Origin of the sequence: Flavobacterium psychrotrophum (assembly GCF_003403075.1) — a bacterium.
In the GTDB taxonomy this organism is placed as follows: Bacteria; Bacteroidota; Bacteroidia; order Flavobacteriales; family Flavobacteriaceae; genus Flavobacterium; species Flavobacterium psychrotrophum.
This window is the reverse complement of record NZ_CP031557.1, coordinates 3,796,944-3,811,294: the sequence shown is the minus strand read 5'-3', so window position 1 is coordinate 3,811,294 and position 14,351 is coordinate 3,796,944. Positions and strand designations below refer to the sequence as shown.

Genomic DNA, 14,351 nt, shown 5'->3' with positions numbered 1-14,351 from the left:
ATGCTGAAAAGATTATTACTGATAACATTGTTTTACGGGAGCTGGGCCTTCGCCCAAAAGCCTGCTGAAATTTCCATTATCAGCGATAACGACTTGTATACATCTACCGTAAACGACCAGTATTATACAAATGGTATTGAGTTTATTTACCGTTACCTGGGTACATCCAGACGAGAAAATGTTGCAAAAAAGATAACAGAGTTTCGTGTTTCGCAATATATGTACAATCCGCAAAGCCCACAGGCCGGGGATATCAACATCAACGACCGTCCTTTTGCCGGATACCTTTTTGCACAGGCGGGCATTAATACCTTTTATAACAATGAAAGCGTACTAAAGTTATATGTACAGGCTGGGGTAGTAGGCCCTGAAAGCGGGGCCGAAATTATACAAAAAGCATTGCACAAAATAGCGCACTATAAACCAGTTGATGGCTGGCAATACCAAATAACCACTACACCCGCAGCACAAGTAGGTGCCTTTTACAGTCGTAAAATTTTTGCTGAAAAATACCACGAAAATGTTGATTTTCATCTGCAGGCCGAAGCTATGGCAGGAACAATATGGAACAGCGCTACTCTTGGTGCACTTTCGAGGATAAGCCTTAAAGGCGCATTGAAAAACATAAGCAGTTCTGCAATGTACAATGCTACCCTCGAAGCCGACCGTGATAATTATAAAGGCCGCCGGGAATTGTTCATCTTCCTAAACCCTAAGTTACAATATATGGCATTTGATGCTACCATACTGGGTAGCCCATTTAACGATAAAAGCCCTGTTACCTTTCCGCTTATTCCGTTCCGTTTTAATGCCGAAGCCGGAGTTAAATACGGTCACAATAAATGGAATTATAGTTTCTCTTTTAATTACCGTGGCAAAGAACTTAAAAACGATGTCATTACCGGATACTATTATGGGTCGATACAGTTAGGGTATCTTTTTTAGTTGACAGTCGCAGTAGCGCTTTTCAGTATAGTCAGCTATGAGGGATTACTCAAGCCGCACTCAATAACTTTAGATCCAGTGTTTAATTTGACAAAAAGCACCCCATCAAAATCAGGTACCTGATATAACAGATAGTTCCCCTCTTTCTTTAAAAGCTTGAAATTGTCATTAATAAATTCAGCGTCAGTACCTATTGTTATTCCGCCAATAGACCAGTTGTCGCCAGTAATGGTAACTCCGTCTATTGAAGTCCCTACAAGTTCAAGTGTAAGCCCGCTGTATTTAATATTTGTCCATGAAGGCAGGCCTTCTGCATCGGTTTTGGACTCATGTTCAACAGATAGCGGCGTACCAAAGGTGTTAGTAATTGTTTCACTATTCGTTTGCTCTGTTATCGTAAAGCCTTTTCCATTCTTGTTTTTAAGATAAAAAATATCTTCCTTTTTCTGCGAACACGAAAAAAGACAAAGTGAAAAGACTATCGCAACCAGATGTTTTATATTCAAGGTGTTAATACGGTATTTGTTTTTTAAGCTACGTGGAGACATTTTTGAAGGTTGTTATACAGAGATTTGCAGAGATGCACGGAGGAGGAGAGGCAATAGCTTCGTTGAAGAACACGGGGCGTTATACCAACTGTTTCCGCACAGCTCTGTGTTCTCGCGCTATAAGCGCAATCTCAATTTTTAAAACTCTGTGTATCTCTGTGCTCCTCTGCGAATCTCTGTGCTATATTTAAGAGAAATCAAAAACTTACTTAACTCCCCCGTCAGAGTTTGGCGTTACTCCCATATTGTATAACGTAAACGCCTGTATATCGGTAAGCTCAGCAATGCTTTGCGCTACCGATTTTCCTGCGCCGTGTCCGGCATTGGTTTCAATGCGTATCAATACAGGGGCAGATCCGGCCTGGCATTCCTGTAAGGTAGCGGCATATTTAAAGCTGTGGGCAGGTACCACGCGGTCGTCATGGTCGCCGGTGGTAACCAGCGTTGCCGGATATTTAGCACCTTTTTTAAGGCTTTGCACAGGCGAGTAGCCTTTAAGGTAATCAAACATTTCTTTACTATCATCGGCTGTGCCATAGTCATATGCCCATCCTGCACCTGCGGTAAACTTGTGGTAGCGTAGCATATCCATAACACCCACAGCCGGTAAGGCCACTTTAAACAGCTCCGGATGTTGTGTCATGGCAGCACCTACAAGCAAGCCACCATTACTACCCCCACGAATGGCAAGGTAATCAGGTGATGTATAGTTGTTTTTGATAAGATATTCGGCAGCGGCAATAAAATCGTCAAACACATTTTGCTTTTGCAGTTTCGTACCCGCATCGTGCCATTTACGTCCGTATTCGCCCCCACCACGCAGGTTAGGCACGGCATAGATACCGCCATTTTCAAGCCATACCGCATTGCTTATGCTAAAGGCAGGGGTAAGGCTTACGTTAAAACCACCGTAGCCATACAGCATGGTTGGGTTTTTACCGTCGCGCTTAAGTCCCTTTTTGTAGGTAATTATCATAGGTACTTTAGTACCGTCTTTACTGGTGTAAAACACCTGTTCAGACGTGTAGTCTTCGCTTTTGAACCCAATCTTTGGGGTTTGGTACACCGCCGATTTACCCGACTTTACATCAAATGAATAAATACTGCCCGGTGTTACATAATTGGTAAAGGTATAATACAGTGTTTTTTCTTCTTTCTTACCGCCAAAACCACCTGCACTGCCTATTCCCGGAAGGGTAATTTCGCGTACCAGTTTGCCTTTATAGTCATATTGTTTAACTTGGGATATGGCATCTTTCATATAAGTAGCAAAAATATAGCCTCCACCATCTGAAGCAGAAAGTACGTTTTCGGTTTCCGGTATCAGGTCTTTCCAGTTAGCCTGTTGAGGTGCAGCAGCATCAACGGTTACTACGCGGTTGTTTGGGGCTTTGTAGTCGGTAGTTATAAACAGGGTGCTGCCCTGATTGTCTATTATGCTGCTGTTGGTGTCAAAATTATCTACCATGGTAACAATAGGGCTGTTGGCCTTGCTAAGGTCTTTAACAAACAGCATACGTCCATAGGTACTGTTAGAAGCCGTAATTACCAGGAAACGCTCGTCTTCGGTAAGGTAACCGCCTACGTAGCGGCGTTTTTCGCCATCGCCAAAAATTACGGTATCAGCACTTTGTGGCGTGCCCAGCTTGTGGTAGTATAATTTGTGCTGGTCTGTTTTTGCCGAAAGCAGGCTGCCTTCGGGCTTGTCATACGTACTGTAGTAAAAGCCTTCGCTGCCCTTCCAGGCCACACCGCTAAATTTTACATTCTCTATGGTTTCGCCCAATGGCTTTTTGGTAAGGGCATCCATCAGGATAATCTTGCCCCAGTCGCTGCCACCTTCAGATATCATGTAAGCTGCAAGTTCGCCTTTTTTAGTAAAGCGTACCATGCTAAGCGATGTGGTACCGTCTTTACTAAAGGTATTTGGATCCAGAAAAATTTCTTCCTTGCCATCTTTGCCTTTACGATATAGTACGCTCTGGTTTTGCAGGCCGTCGTTCTTATAATAGTACGTAAAATTTCCTTCTTTAAATGGGGCAGATATACGCTCGTAGTTCCAGAGTTGCTCTAGGCGTTTTTTTATGGCATCTCTAAAAGGTATCTGCGCTATGTAATTGTTGGTTACCTCGTTCTGGGCTTTTACCCATGCTGCGGTTTCTGTACTGCGGTCGTCTTCCAGCCAGCGATAAGGGTCGGGCACAGCTGTGCCAAAGTAAGTGTCTACCGTATTGTCTTTTCGGGTTTGCGGATATTTTATAGTATTCATTTGTGCGAATGTGCTCAGGCTTGTAGCCAGTGTAAATATTAATGCCGATTTTTTCATTCTGGTATTGGATTTACACAAAAATAAGCAAAAGCCTTTAGCTAATACAAATAAAAAAGCACGGGCCGAAAGGAGTAACCTATGTGCCCGTGCCAGGTATATAAGCATTGGATGCTAATATGCTTCCCTGAAAAGTGGCACATACCTGCGCCTGTGTTTGTACAGCAATATGGCATTAAGTGCTACCACCACTATGGCTGCCCCTATGCCGGGTACATCTAAAAACAGGTGGAATAACAGTATGTTTAATGATATAGGTACCAATACCATCAGGGCAAAAGGCACATACAATTTAAGGATGAGCATGAAGCCAATACAGATCTCTATAATGGCGACAACAGTCAGCATGTAACCGGTATTTATAAGCGACTCCATAAAACTGGAAGCCTCGGCAGGTGGTTGGGGCAAGGGGATAAACGAGTATATTTTATTAGCTCCAAATACAATAAGAATAATCCCAAGCAGTATGCGGACAATGCGGGTAAAACTTGAATTCATAGGCGAATAAATTTTTAATGATGTGGAATTGAAATGTTTACACAAGTTAATAAAATATTCCTTAAAAAATTTAAGTTAATTCTGAGAAAACCATAATTATGTAAATAATGTTAAATTTAAATTTTTAGAGAAAGATTACTATTTGAGGTGTTTAATTGTACGCCTTTGTTGTGAAATCTTAAAGGTTTTGAAGTGCTGTAAAATAAAAAGCGCGGATACTATTGATAACCAACAGCATCCGCGCCCTTATGATTTAGCCTTTTAGCTTACTGAACTGATACAGGGAATACTACTTCTGCATCGGTACCGCCGCCTGCATTAGTAATATCGCCTCCCGATACACCGGTACCCGATTTGTTAGGGAGGTGCCTTAATGTAACAATCAGCGAACCCGAAGCCGCTGCCGGAGCCGCAGTATACTTAAAGCTCAGGCCAATGGGGTGGCCATGGTCGTCAGTATCATTATACGTAAATGTACCTAACCCGTTTTGCTGAAAGAAGATCTGGTGGTCATGGCCTTCTTCAAGTATCTCGCTGGTAATGTTTTCTGCCGGGCTGGCAAGCTCGTTAAGGAATGTTACCGTACCGTTATATGCTGTACCTGCGGCAAAAGGGCCGCTTACGGTTACTACCGGCGCATCAGGGCCATCGCCATCAAGATCGCGGGATGTAAGGGTAATTGCAGTACCACCTGTAGCAGGGGTTAGGGTAGCCGTTATTGTTGTGATAACTTCTTCCTCGTTTACGGGTTGCGATGTGTCATCGTCGCTGCAAGAAGATACAGTAATGGCTGTAAATGCGATAAACGCAAGTAGTTTCAGGTTTTTCATGTCGAAAAGTATTTAATGATTAATAATTGAACTTCAGTTGTAATTGAAAGTTGCGGCTCACCTCGTCAGTATAGAGGCGCTGGCGATTAAGATAGTCGCGGTAGCTGGTATTAAGCAGGTTATAAACTGAGAAGTTTACCGCTGCTACATTTTTACCCAGGTTAAATTGTACACCTGTGGTAAAGTGCAGCAATTCATAACCCGATGGCGGTGTGCTGATGTCTACCAGTGTTTGTACAAGCTCGCCGTTTACCGGTACCGGTGCAGTAAAGTTATAGTCAGGATAACGCCATTGCTTTACTACCGATTCGCTACGTACTTCAGCAAAAAATGAATGCCATTCTTTATAGGTATAGCGCACTGTGTTTGTAATGTTTACAGGCGGCATATCTATAAGGGGCAGGTTATCGCGGGTATTTTGCCCGTAAACATAAGCGCCGTTAAAGCTGTAGCCCCAGCGGTTGCTTATGCTATAGCCCATGTGCAAATCGGCACCGGCCATAAGTGCCTGCGTTTGCCTATAGCGGTATACCGGGAATGTACCGCGTATGGTATATTCTACCCCGGTGGGTTGCAGGTAAATAAAATCGTGTATGGAGTTTACATAAGGCGTAACCTCAAAGGTAAAATCGCCCGAAGTTTTAAGCAGCGTTGCCGATGCTTTAAGTGCCTGTTCTTTTTGGGTACGCAGGCTGCCCAGTTCTATCGTGGCATTGCTGTGGTGCAGGCCGTCGCTAAAAAGTTCGCTGGGGTTAGGGTTGCGCATGGCAAGGCTTACATTGCCCAGCAGGTCTAAGCCTTCATCCAGTTTTTTGCGTATGCCCAGGCTTGCCGAAATGTTATGGTAGGTAAACGTTGGCTTGGTAAGATACTGCGATCCTAAATCTTCTACGATTATATTATTGAAAGAGCCATCGTTATAACCCAAATCATTCCAGCGGGAAACCTGGTAGTACTTGGTAGCATCTACATGGCTAAAGTCGTACCGCAGGCCGGCTTCTCCCGTAAGGGAATTGCTAAAACGGTGGGTAAAAATGCCATAGGCCCCGGCATCGATTTTGGAGTAGTTAGGTATCAGGGGGCGTATTCCGGTGTCGGGGCTGGCATCATTATGCTGGTAGGCGGCGCTTGCACCTGCTTTATAGGTATTGTCTCCGGTTTCTTTTTTCCAGTCGGCATTAACAGAATGCGTAACCAGTGTAAGATCCAGCGCGGCAACGTTAGTAAGTGCACCACGACGCAGGTCAAACTCCTCGCGCCTGTTTAGCTGAAAGGCATATTGGAGGTTAAGGGTTTCGCCGGCGGCGAGGTCGCGGTTATAATTTATCTTGCCTATGTGGTGCTGTACCTCCTGGCGTGGCGCACCAATGTTGTATGTAAACGGACGTATAACGGTAGGCTCATGCCCGTTGATGGCACGTACCAAATCGGCCACGTTGCCTATATGTGTAGCTTCGGCAATGCCTATCGTAGCGTTATAAAAACTGTACGATGCGCCTAATGTATAACGGCTGGCAATGTATTTAATATCACCCGAAAAGTTAGCTTCGCGATTACCGGTATTAGAAAGCACATAATCCGGAGCTTCGCGGTCACCATAATATTTAAACGTTCCGCCGGCATTCCACGCCCAGCCTTTTTCGGTACCTTTATGCAGGCTGCTGGCTATGGTAGTGCCACGGCCATTGCTGTCTGCCGTTATAATGGTCTTACCAAAAAGCGTATCCTTTAAAACATTCGCGGGTTCTACGAGTACCAATCCGCCCACGGCATCGCCGCTGTATTGCAGAGCGCCGGCACCTTTAATTACCGATATTTTTCCGGCAGCATTCACGTCCAGGTTGGGCGCGTGCTCAGTACCCCACTGCTGGTCTTCCAGGCGCACACCATTAGTAAAAACCGGCACGCGACTACTGTGTAATCCATTAATAACAGGTTTTACAATGGTACTCCCGGTTTTAAGCGTGCTTACCCCGGCAATCTCTTTTAGCGCATCGCCCAGTGTGGCGTTGCTGTATTTCTCTATGGTTTCGGTCTTTAGCTTTTGCTCGTGCAGGGTGTTTTTAGCCACAGCACCCTCAGTAAGTACCACCTCCTGCAACTGGGTGCTTTCGGGCTTAAGCCTAATGTCCAGTATGCTGTTGTGGTAAATATCTACAAGGGTATCAAGAGTTTTAAAGCCAATGAATGAGGCCACAAGACGGTGGCTTCCGGCGGGTATATTGGGCAGGGTATAGGTGCCGTCGGGCAGGCTCATGGCGTGCAGGCTCTGGCCTATGTGTATATGGGCGCCGTCCAGCGGCTGGTTTTGCAGGGTGGTAACCTTCCCGCTTAGTACAGACTGGGAATGTGCGCACCAGCTACCGGCCAATAAGATAGCCAGAAGCGTGAAATAAATTCGCATGGAATATGATTTAGAAAATTGAAATGCGATAGTGCAGGCACAAAACTATTGTGCTGCGGCAAATGCAGGTATGTTGCAATAAAGTGCACAATGCATAGCTATGGCTGTGCAGGCATTTTAAAGATGCAATACCGTTCTAAACCAATGATGGGGGACCCCGCAGGGAAAAAAGGCTTCCGCCGAAAGAGGGAGTGCCTTCAACTACGCTGTAGCTGTAAGGGATATGCGTGTAGGCAAAATCAAGCTTTAGGTGAAATTGCTGTGGCGCGGTAAAAAAGTCGAAGTGGAAATCACAAACATGACATTCTTCTTTTTCTGAAGCCGTAACAATATGCTTGCCGTGGGCTGCGGTAATGTGTTCGGTTTTATGCTCGTGCTTGTGGGTAAATGCGTGAAAAGACTGAAAGGCGATAGTGAACTGCACTATAGCCATCAGGACCAAATTAAATATGGCAAACTTTCTTTTCATGGTTGCAAAAGTAAACACAAATATATTGCCATGCCTAAGTTTAACTATTTTTTTAAACTTAATTTAGAATGAGTATAAATAATTAATATATTTGTGACGAAGAAATTTTGGGCAAATGAAAGATATAGCACAATTATACCATAATAATTTTGGGGTGGCTTTTTACTGGAGAAAAGGCGGCGAACTGCTAACCGAGCGTGTACAGATGGTGTTTAAGGAAACGGGTTTTTACCTTACCGAAAACCAGCTGCGTAGTTTTGCAGATACTATAAATAACTCTTGCCCGGATGACTGCTGCGAAGGGTGCGGTGTAAAGATGCAGTGCCATAAATTTTTGCTAAAAACCCCGCTACCGGAAATTGACATGGCAGTTACCTTTAATGAATACCTGCAAATTAAAGACCTTGTAAGCGGTGCCCTTTTTAATATCGACCTGATGAGCTATCTTAGCGATGTGTGTAAGAATTAATCATATAGATGCATTGCCCGCAATAGCAGATGTTTGAAATGTCAGACAAATAGTTAAAGAAATTTACTATTGAGGTTACCCCTTGTACTCCTTTAACTCTAAAGTTTCTCCATTAAAAACGGCGTAGGTAAAATAACCTATCCAGTCGCCCAGGTTCATATAAACAGCGTTTGGCCCTAAAGGTATCGCCATGGGCAGGTGGCGGTGGCCAAATATAAAATAATCGTAGTGTTTGCTTTCGAGCTTGCGTTTACTGTACAAAACCAGCCACTCGTTATCTTCGCCCAAAAATTTCACATCTTCATCGCCCGATATCAGCTTATTTTTTACTGACAGGTATTGCCCAAGCTTTACGCCAATATCCGGGTGCAGCCATCGGAACAACCATTTAGAAAACGGGTTGGTAAACACTTTTTTCATACGTTTATAGCCTTTATCGCCGGGGCCTAAGCCGTCGCCGTGGCCTATCAAAAAGATTTTGCCGTTAAAGGTAAATTCCGTTGGGCGGCGGTAAACAGGTATGCGCAGTTCTTTCTGGAAATAGTCTTCCATCCAGAGGTCGTGGTTGCCAATAAAAAAGTGTATTGCTATACCGCTGTCTTTCAGTTCGGCCAGTTTGCCCAATACGCGCACAAAGCCGCGCGGTACCACGGTTTTATATTCAAACCAAAAATCAAAGAGGTCGCCGAGCAGGAAAAGCACGTCGGCATCTTTTTTTATCTCATCAAGCCAGGCTACAAATTTTTGTTCACGCGGAAAACTAAGTTCAGCCGTTGGCGCGCCAAAGTGCTGGTCTGATGCAAAATATATTTTCGGGTTTTCTTTCATGTGTCAGTTATGCTGCTGCAAAGATAGCAAGGCTTTATAATTAGATATTTACAGGCGGTATGCCCTGAAAATTAAAGGTTATCTGCCTGGTACCATTCTGCAAAAGAGGTTTCGGTTTCCTGCAATCTTAAAGAGTGCAGCTCGATACCCTGCGGAATAAGGTGTTTTATTTTAGCGGCAAAGTCAATAACCATATTTTCTGACGTAGGTTGGTAGTCTACCAGTATTACATCGTGCCCACGGTCGCTCAGCTCTTTGGCAAGCTCTATATGCGGTGTGTTTTTATTAAAAACGGTAGCGTGGTCAAACACATCAACAATTTGCTCTTTCACTATTTTTTTAAGGTCGCCAAAATCGATCACCATACCATACTTTACGTTAGTTACGTCGGTAATGGGCGTGCCAATAACGGTAACTGAGAGCTTATAACTGTGCCCGTGTACGTTTTTGCATTTGCCATCGTAGCCATAAAGGGCATGGCCGGTTTCGAAATTAAATTGCTTGGTAATCCTGATTTTGCTCATAACGGCTATTTTGAAGCTGCAAAGTTAGTGAACTCATCCTGACTTTTTTGATTGATGCGAAAAATAGGGATTTTTGATTCAGATTTTGACTTTTTTGCACTGCATAGCAGCGTTACGGAGTAAGAAAACAGGTGAAATATGGAGCGAAAAGACCAGTTTGCAGCCAATTGAAAAAAGCCAGGATGAGCTCAATAAAAACAACAGTACGGTTATACAGGTTTTCAGGTTATCTTTGGAGCACAATATTACAATGCTTTTATGGACGATTTAGAGCTTAACCCGCTATATGAAAAGGTTATTGATGGCCTTATGCAACAGCACTATTGTGTGGTAGACGATTTTTTTACTCCAGATGAGGTAGCTACATTGCGCAGCGGCCTGTTGGAAAAATATGAAGAATCTGTTTTTAAGAAGAGTGCCATAGGTAACAATACTGCCGAGCAGGTGGTTAATGCCGTGCGTGGCGATTTTATCCTTTGGCTGGATGAGGCAGCTCAGGGTACTGAGCGTGTTTTTTTTGATAAGGTGGCTAATTTTGTGCAGTACCTTAACCGTACCTGTTACATGGGTATTAGAAAGCAGGAATTTCATTATGCAGTTTACCCTCCCGGTACGTTTTATAAACGTCATCTGGATACGTTCCAGAACGACAGCAGCCGTAAGCTATCTATAGTGTGCTACCTGAATACTGAAGACTGGCAGCCGGAATATGGCGGCGAACTGGCTATTTACCTGCCTAAGACCGGCGGAGTTGAAGATACCGTTACCGTATACCCGCTACAGGGCAGGGTGGTTGTGTTTGAAAGCCAGCTGCTGGAACACGAGGTAAAGCCGGTACAACGTGAACGCCTTAGTATTACCGGATGGCTTAAAACAGGCGGCTGATAATTATATGCCGTTAAAAATGTTTTTGTGTAATTGTTTGCAGATTGGAATTATTTTACATTATATTTGCCCTCGCAAAATGGGGGATTAGCTCAGCTGGCTAGAGCGCTTGCATGGCATGCAAGAGGTCATCGGTTCGACTCCGATATTCTCCACTTTTTAAAAGCTTCAGTGAAAACTGGAGCTTTTTTTGTTTAATATTGTTTCAGCACTCACTTTTGTTAAAGCAAGATCGCGGGGAAGGATTAAAGGCTGGTAGCTATATGGAAGAAAAAGGAAAATTTACTTTTATAGTTCATTATGATGGAGCTAGTTGTGTCTCGCAAATTTATGCCCTGACATTGCAAGAAGCAATTGAAGAATGGAGAGGTAAAGAACTTTCTTTTCTGAAAAAATTATTAAACCTCTCGAGGTATGAACGCGACACTATAGTTAAGAAAACCAAGATAACGACTCCAGTATTGCATGAGGGCTTAATCAATACATGGAATAATAACCTGGGGATTATCTCTAAAAATAATCCGTTATGCATGACTGTAGTTTTATCATCATAGCGCGAAGGCATTTTTGGCAATATGGAAATCAATACCTTTTCGTTTAATATTTATACTTTCGAAGTTCATTTTAAAGACCTGCTTTTTGTGTCTCAGGTTAATGCTATAACATTAGATCAGGCAATTGAAACATGGAAAATGCAAGAAGTATTAAACTTTAAGAAGAAGTTAAACCTTACGAGATATGAATATACTTATTTAAAGACTAAGCTTTTTGATTATCCTCCGGCAATGCTTAATGATTTAACTAATATATGGTCTGTACATGCAGGCATAGCCGGGCGACTCCTGTCATTAATCATAGTAATGACGCGCCGGAATGTTATAGATGACTCTAACTTATAAAGGGGCTAGTGTTAAAGGTCTAGATTTGCTATTGTTAAAACTGTTTAGAATAAAGAGATCTGGGTTAAATTAGAAATTTTGGCTACAATAGATAAACCAGTACAATTACAACGTAACTTCTCTGATGAATTTAAAGGTATGTATCTTAGAAATTCAATTTTTAGTAATAATGATAGTAGAGTGTGTATAATATATGATAGTACTTGGTTGTTTGTTTCTTCTCGAGCAGAAAAATAGAGTTAAAACCTGCAAACTCCGCAAAAACGTTTCTCAAAACCCTGTTATTTTTGAATAAACGCAATCAAAACGGCTGTTTTCGTGATAAACTTATTAAAAGATAAAAAAACTTTCCCTCCCAATGTTCAGATTAACAAACCGTTAAGATAAAGTTTCAAAAAAGGGATTAAAAAGGGCTTGTAAAAGAGCAAAAGAGTTGTAGATTTGCACCCGCAATACAGCAGACGTTCTTTACCACGATGATACTAATAAGGCAGAAGGTTTTTAACCGGAAACCACTTTCAAAAAAAAGTAAAAAAAAGATTAGAAGATAACGAAAAGTTTACTACTTTTGCACCCGCAACTACGGCAAACGATCTTAGCTTCTAAACTTCAGGAAAACCCAGTAAATACTGGTTATCCGCTTCGAAATAAATTTGAAAAAAGTTAGAAAAACATTAGGAGAAGAGAAAAAGTTTACTACTTTTGCACCCGCAACTACGGCGACGTACTTTGAGAGACTGAAACACGAGACGGATTTGAAAAGAAATCATTTACTCATATATATGAGTTATGAAAAGCCTTTAAAAAAAGCATCGAAAAAAAAGTTTAAAAAAAGCTTGGAATTGAAAAGGAAAAGATAGTATCTTTGCCCTCCCAAACCGCGAGAAGCGGGATAGCTTGAAAAGCGAAACAGACTTTAAAACGAAGTTAAAATAAAGAAAATAAATTTTCAAAAAAAAGCTTGTGAGTTTAAAAAGAAGTTGTAGTTTTGCAGCCGCTTAGAGAATGAGAAGATAAAGAAACAATATTTGAATCTTTAAATTTTAAATCTTTAAATGACAAACAGAAAGACACGTTCATAGACATATTGGATTGACAGCATAAGAGAGAGTAAGACTACTAGCTTTTATTGAATTAAAGAATACCTAGCAACAAAGGTCGTAAAAATATAAAAATATACGATGAAGAGTTTGATCCTGGCTCAGGATGAACGCTAGCGGCAGGCCTAACACATGCAAGTCGAGGGGTAGAAGTCTTCGGACTTTGAGACCGGCGCACGGGTGCGTAACGCGTATGCAATCTACCTTGTACAGGGGGATAGCCCAGAGAAATTTGGATTAATACCTCATAGTATATTTGAGTGGCATCACTTGATTATTAAAGTTCCAACGGTACAAGATGAGCATGCGTCCCATTAGTTAGTTGGTGTGGTAACGGCACACCAAGACAATGATGGGTAGGGGTCCTGAGAGGGAGATCCCCCACACTGGTACTGAGACACGGACCAGACTCCTACGGGAGGCAGCAGTGAGGAATATTGGTCAATGGGCGAGAGCCTGAACCAGCCATGCCGCGTGCAGGATGACGCATCTATGGTGTGTAAACTGCTTTTGTACGGGAAGAAACACTGCTACGTGTAGCAGCTTGACGGTACCGTAAGAATAAGGATCGGCTAACTCCGTGCCAGCAGCCGCGGTAATACGGAGGATCCAAGCGTTATCCGGAATCATTGGGTTTAAAGGGTCCGTAGGCGGTTTTATAAGTCAGTGGTGAAATCCGGCAGCTCAACTGTCGAACTGCCATTGATACTGTAGAACTTGAATTATTGTGAAGTAACTAGAATATGTAGTGTAGCGGTGAAATGCTTAGATATTACATGGAATACCAATTGCGAAGGCAGGTTACTAACAATGGATTGACGCTGATGGACGAAAGCGTGGGGAGCGAACAGGATTAGATACCCTGGTAGTCCACGCCGTAAACGATGGATACTAGCTGTTTGGTCGTAAGACTGAGTGGCTAAGCGAAAGTGATAAGTATCCCACCTGGGGAGTACGGGCGCAAGCCTGAAACTCAAAGGAATTGACGGGGGCCCGCACAAGCGGTGGAGCATGTGGTTTAATTCGATGATACGCGAGGAACCTTACCAGGGCTTAAATGTAGAGTGACAGGACTGGAAACAGTTTTTTCTTCGGACACTTTACAAGGTGCTGCATGGTTGTCGTCAGCTCGTGCCGTGAGGTGTCAGGTTAAGTCCTATAACGAGCGCAACCCCTGTCGTTAGTTGCCAGCGAGTCATGTCGGGAACTCTAACGAGACTGCCGGTGCAAACCGTGAGGAAGGTGGGGATGACGTCAAATCATCACGGCCCTTACGTCCTGGGCTACACACGTGCTACAATGGCAGGTACAGAGAGCAGCCACTTCGCAAGGAGGAGCGAATCTATAAAGCCTGTCTCAGTTCGGATTGGAGTCTGCAACCCGACTCCATGAAGCTGGAATCGCTAGTAATCGGATATCAGCCATGATCCGGTGAATACGTTCCCGGGCCTTGTACACACCGCCCGTCAAGCCATGGAAGCTGGGGGTACCTGAAGTCGGTGACCGCAAGGAGCTGCCTAGGGTAAAACTGGTAACTGGGGCTAAGTCGTAACAAGGTAGCCGTACCGGAAGGTGCGGCTGGAACACCTCCTTTCTAGAGACACGACCGTTAGGTAAAATTAAAGA

General features: G+C 43.3%; 13 protein-coding genes, 1 tRNA gene and 1 rRNA gene. 7 read left to right on the top strand and 8 right to left on the bottom strand.

Annotation, left to right across the window (positions count from 1 at the left end; all coding sequences use genetic code 11):
- Positions 1–945 (top strand): lipid A deacylase LpxR family protein, encoded by a 945-nt coding sequence (locus DYH63_RS16500; RefSeq protein WP_116789838.1) that lies wholly within the window; start codon positions 1–3, stop codon positions 943–945.
- Positions 946–980: 35 nt separating this feature from the next.
- Here DYH63_RS16500 and DYH63_RS16495 read toward each other — a convergent pair whose 3' ends face one another.
- From DYH63_RS16495 to DYH63_RS21375, 6 genes are all read right to left on the bottom strand, one after another.
- Positions 981–1,493 (bottom strand): hypothetical protein, encoded by a 513-nt coding sequence (locus tag DYH63_RS16495; RefSeq protein ID WP_116789837.1) that lies wholly within the window; start codon positions 1,491–1,493, stop codon positions 981–983.
- A 205-nt stretch (positions 1,494–1,698) separates the two neighbouring features.
- Positions 1,699–3,819 (bottom strand): prolyl oligopeptidase family serine peptidase, encoded by a 2,121-nt coding sequence (locus DYH63_RS16490; RefSeq protein ID WP_116789836.1) that lies wholly within the window; start codon positions 3,817–3,819, stop codon positions 1,699–1,701.
- A gap of 114 nt (positions 3,820–3,933) precedes the next feature.
- Positions 3,934–4,317 (bottom strand): DoxX family membrane protein, encoded by a 384-nt coding sequence (locus DYH63_RS16485; RefSeq protein WP_116789835.1) that lies wholly within the window; start codon positions 4,315–4,317, stop codon positions 3,934–3,936.
- 266 nt (positions 4,318–4,583) lie between these two features.
- Positions 4,584–5,147: a type 1 periplasmic binding fold superfamily protein gene (locus DYH63_RS16480; protein WP_116789834.1), complete on the bottom strand. Its 564-nt coding sequence runs from the start codon at positions 5,145–5,147 to the stop codon at positions 4,584–4,586.
- Positions 5,148–5,166: 19 nt separating this feature from the next.
- Positions 5,167–7,551, bottom strand: coding sequence for a TonB-dependent receptor (locus tag DYH63_RS16475; RefSeq protein ID WP_116789833.1), 2,385 nt, complete (start codon positions 7,549–7,551; stop codon positions 5,167–5,169).
- A 136-nt stretch (positions 7,552–7,687) separates the two neighbouring features.
- Positions 7,688–8,020: a hypothetical protein gene (locus tag DYH63_RS21375; RefSeq protein WP_162927068.1), complete on the bottom strand. Its 333-nt coding sequence runs from the start codon at positions 8,018–8,020 to the stop codon at positions 7,688–7,690.
- A 115-nt stretch (positions 8,021–8,135) separates the two neighbouring features.
- Here DYH63_RS21375 and DYH63_RS16465 point away from each other — a divergent pair, with 115 nt between their 5' ends.
- Positions 8,136–8,489, top strand: a complete 354-nt coding sequence (locus tag DYH63_RS16465) for a hypothetical protein (protein ID WP_116789831.1) — start codon at positions 8,136–8,138, stop codon at positions 8,487–8,489.
- Between the two features lie 75 nt (positions 8,490–8,564).
- On the opposite strand, the gene DYH63_RS16460 is transcribed toward DYH63_RS16465, so the two are convergent.
- Positions 8,565–9,317: a UDP-2,3-diacylglucosamine diphosphatase gene (locus DYH63_RS16460; RefSeq protein WP_116789830.1), complete on the bottom strand. Its 753-nt coding sequence runs from the start codon at positions 9,315–9,317 to the stop codon at positions 8,565–8,567.
- A gap of 71 nt (positions 9,318–9,388) precedes the next feature.
- Positions 9,389–9,841: a 6-pyruvoyl trahydropterin synthase family protein gene (locus tag DYH63_RS16455; protein WP_116789829.1), complete on the bottom strand. Its 453-nt coding sequence runs from the start codon at positions 9,839–9,841 to the stop codon at positions 9,389–9,391.
- A gap of 258 nt (positions 9,842–10,099) precedes the next feature.
- Between DYH63_RS16455 and DYH63_RS16445 the strand changes: the two genes are divergently transcribed.
- The 5 genes from DYH63_RS16445 to DYH63_RS16420 all read left to right on the top strand — a co-directional run bounded on the left by DYH63_RS16445 (position 10,100) and on the right by DYH63_RS16420 (position 14,319).
- Entirely contained in the window at positions 10,100–10,726 is a 627-nt protein-coding gene (locus DYH63_RS16445; protein WP_116789827.1) for a 2OG-Fe(II) oxygenase, read from the top strand.
- 81 nt (positions 10,727–10,807) lie between these two features.
- A tRNA-Ala gene (locus DYH63_RS16440) sits at positions 10,808–10,881 on the top strand.
- A 63-nt stretch (positions 10,882–10,944) separates the two neighbouring features.
- A complete protein-coding gene (locus DYH63_RS16435) occupies positions 10,945–11,280 on the top strand; it encodes a hypothetical protein (protein ID WP_116789826.1) in 336 nt (111 codons plus the stop codon).
- Positions 11,281–11,418: 138 nt separating this feature from the next.
- Positions 11,419–11,625: a hypothetical protein gene (locus tag DYH63_RS21370; RefSeq protein WP_162927067.1), complete on the top strand. Its 207-nt coding sequence runs from the start codon at positions 11,419–11,421 to the stop codon at positions 11,623–11,625.
- A 1,178-nt stretch (positions 11,626–12,803) separates the two neighbouring features.
- Positions 12,804–14,319: ribosomal RNA gene (locus tag DYH63_RS16420) — 16S ribosomal RNA — on the top strand.
- The last annotated feature ends 32 nt before the right edge of the window (positions 14,320–14,351 follow it).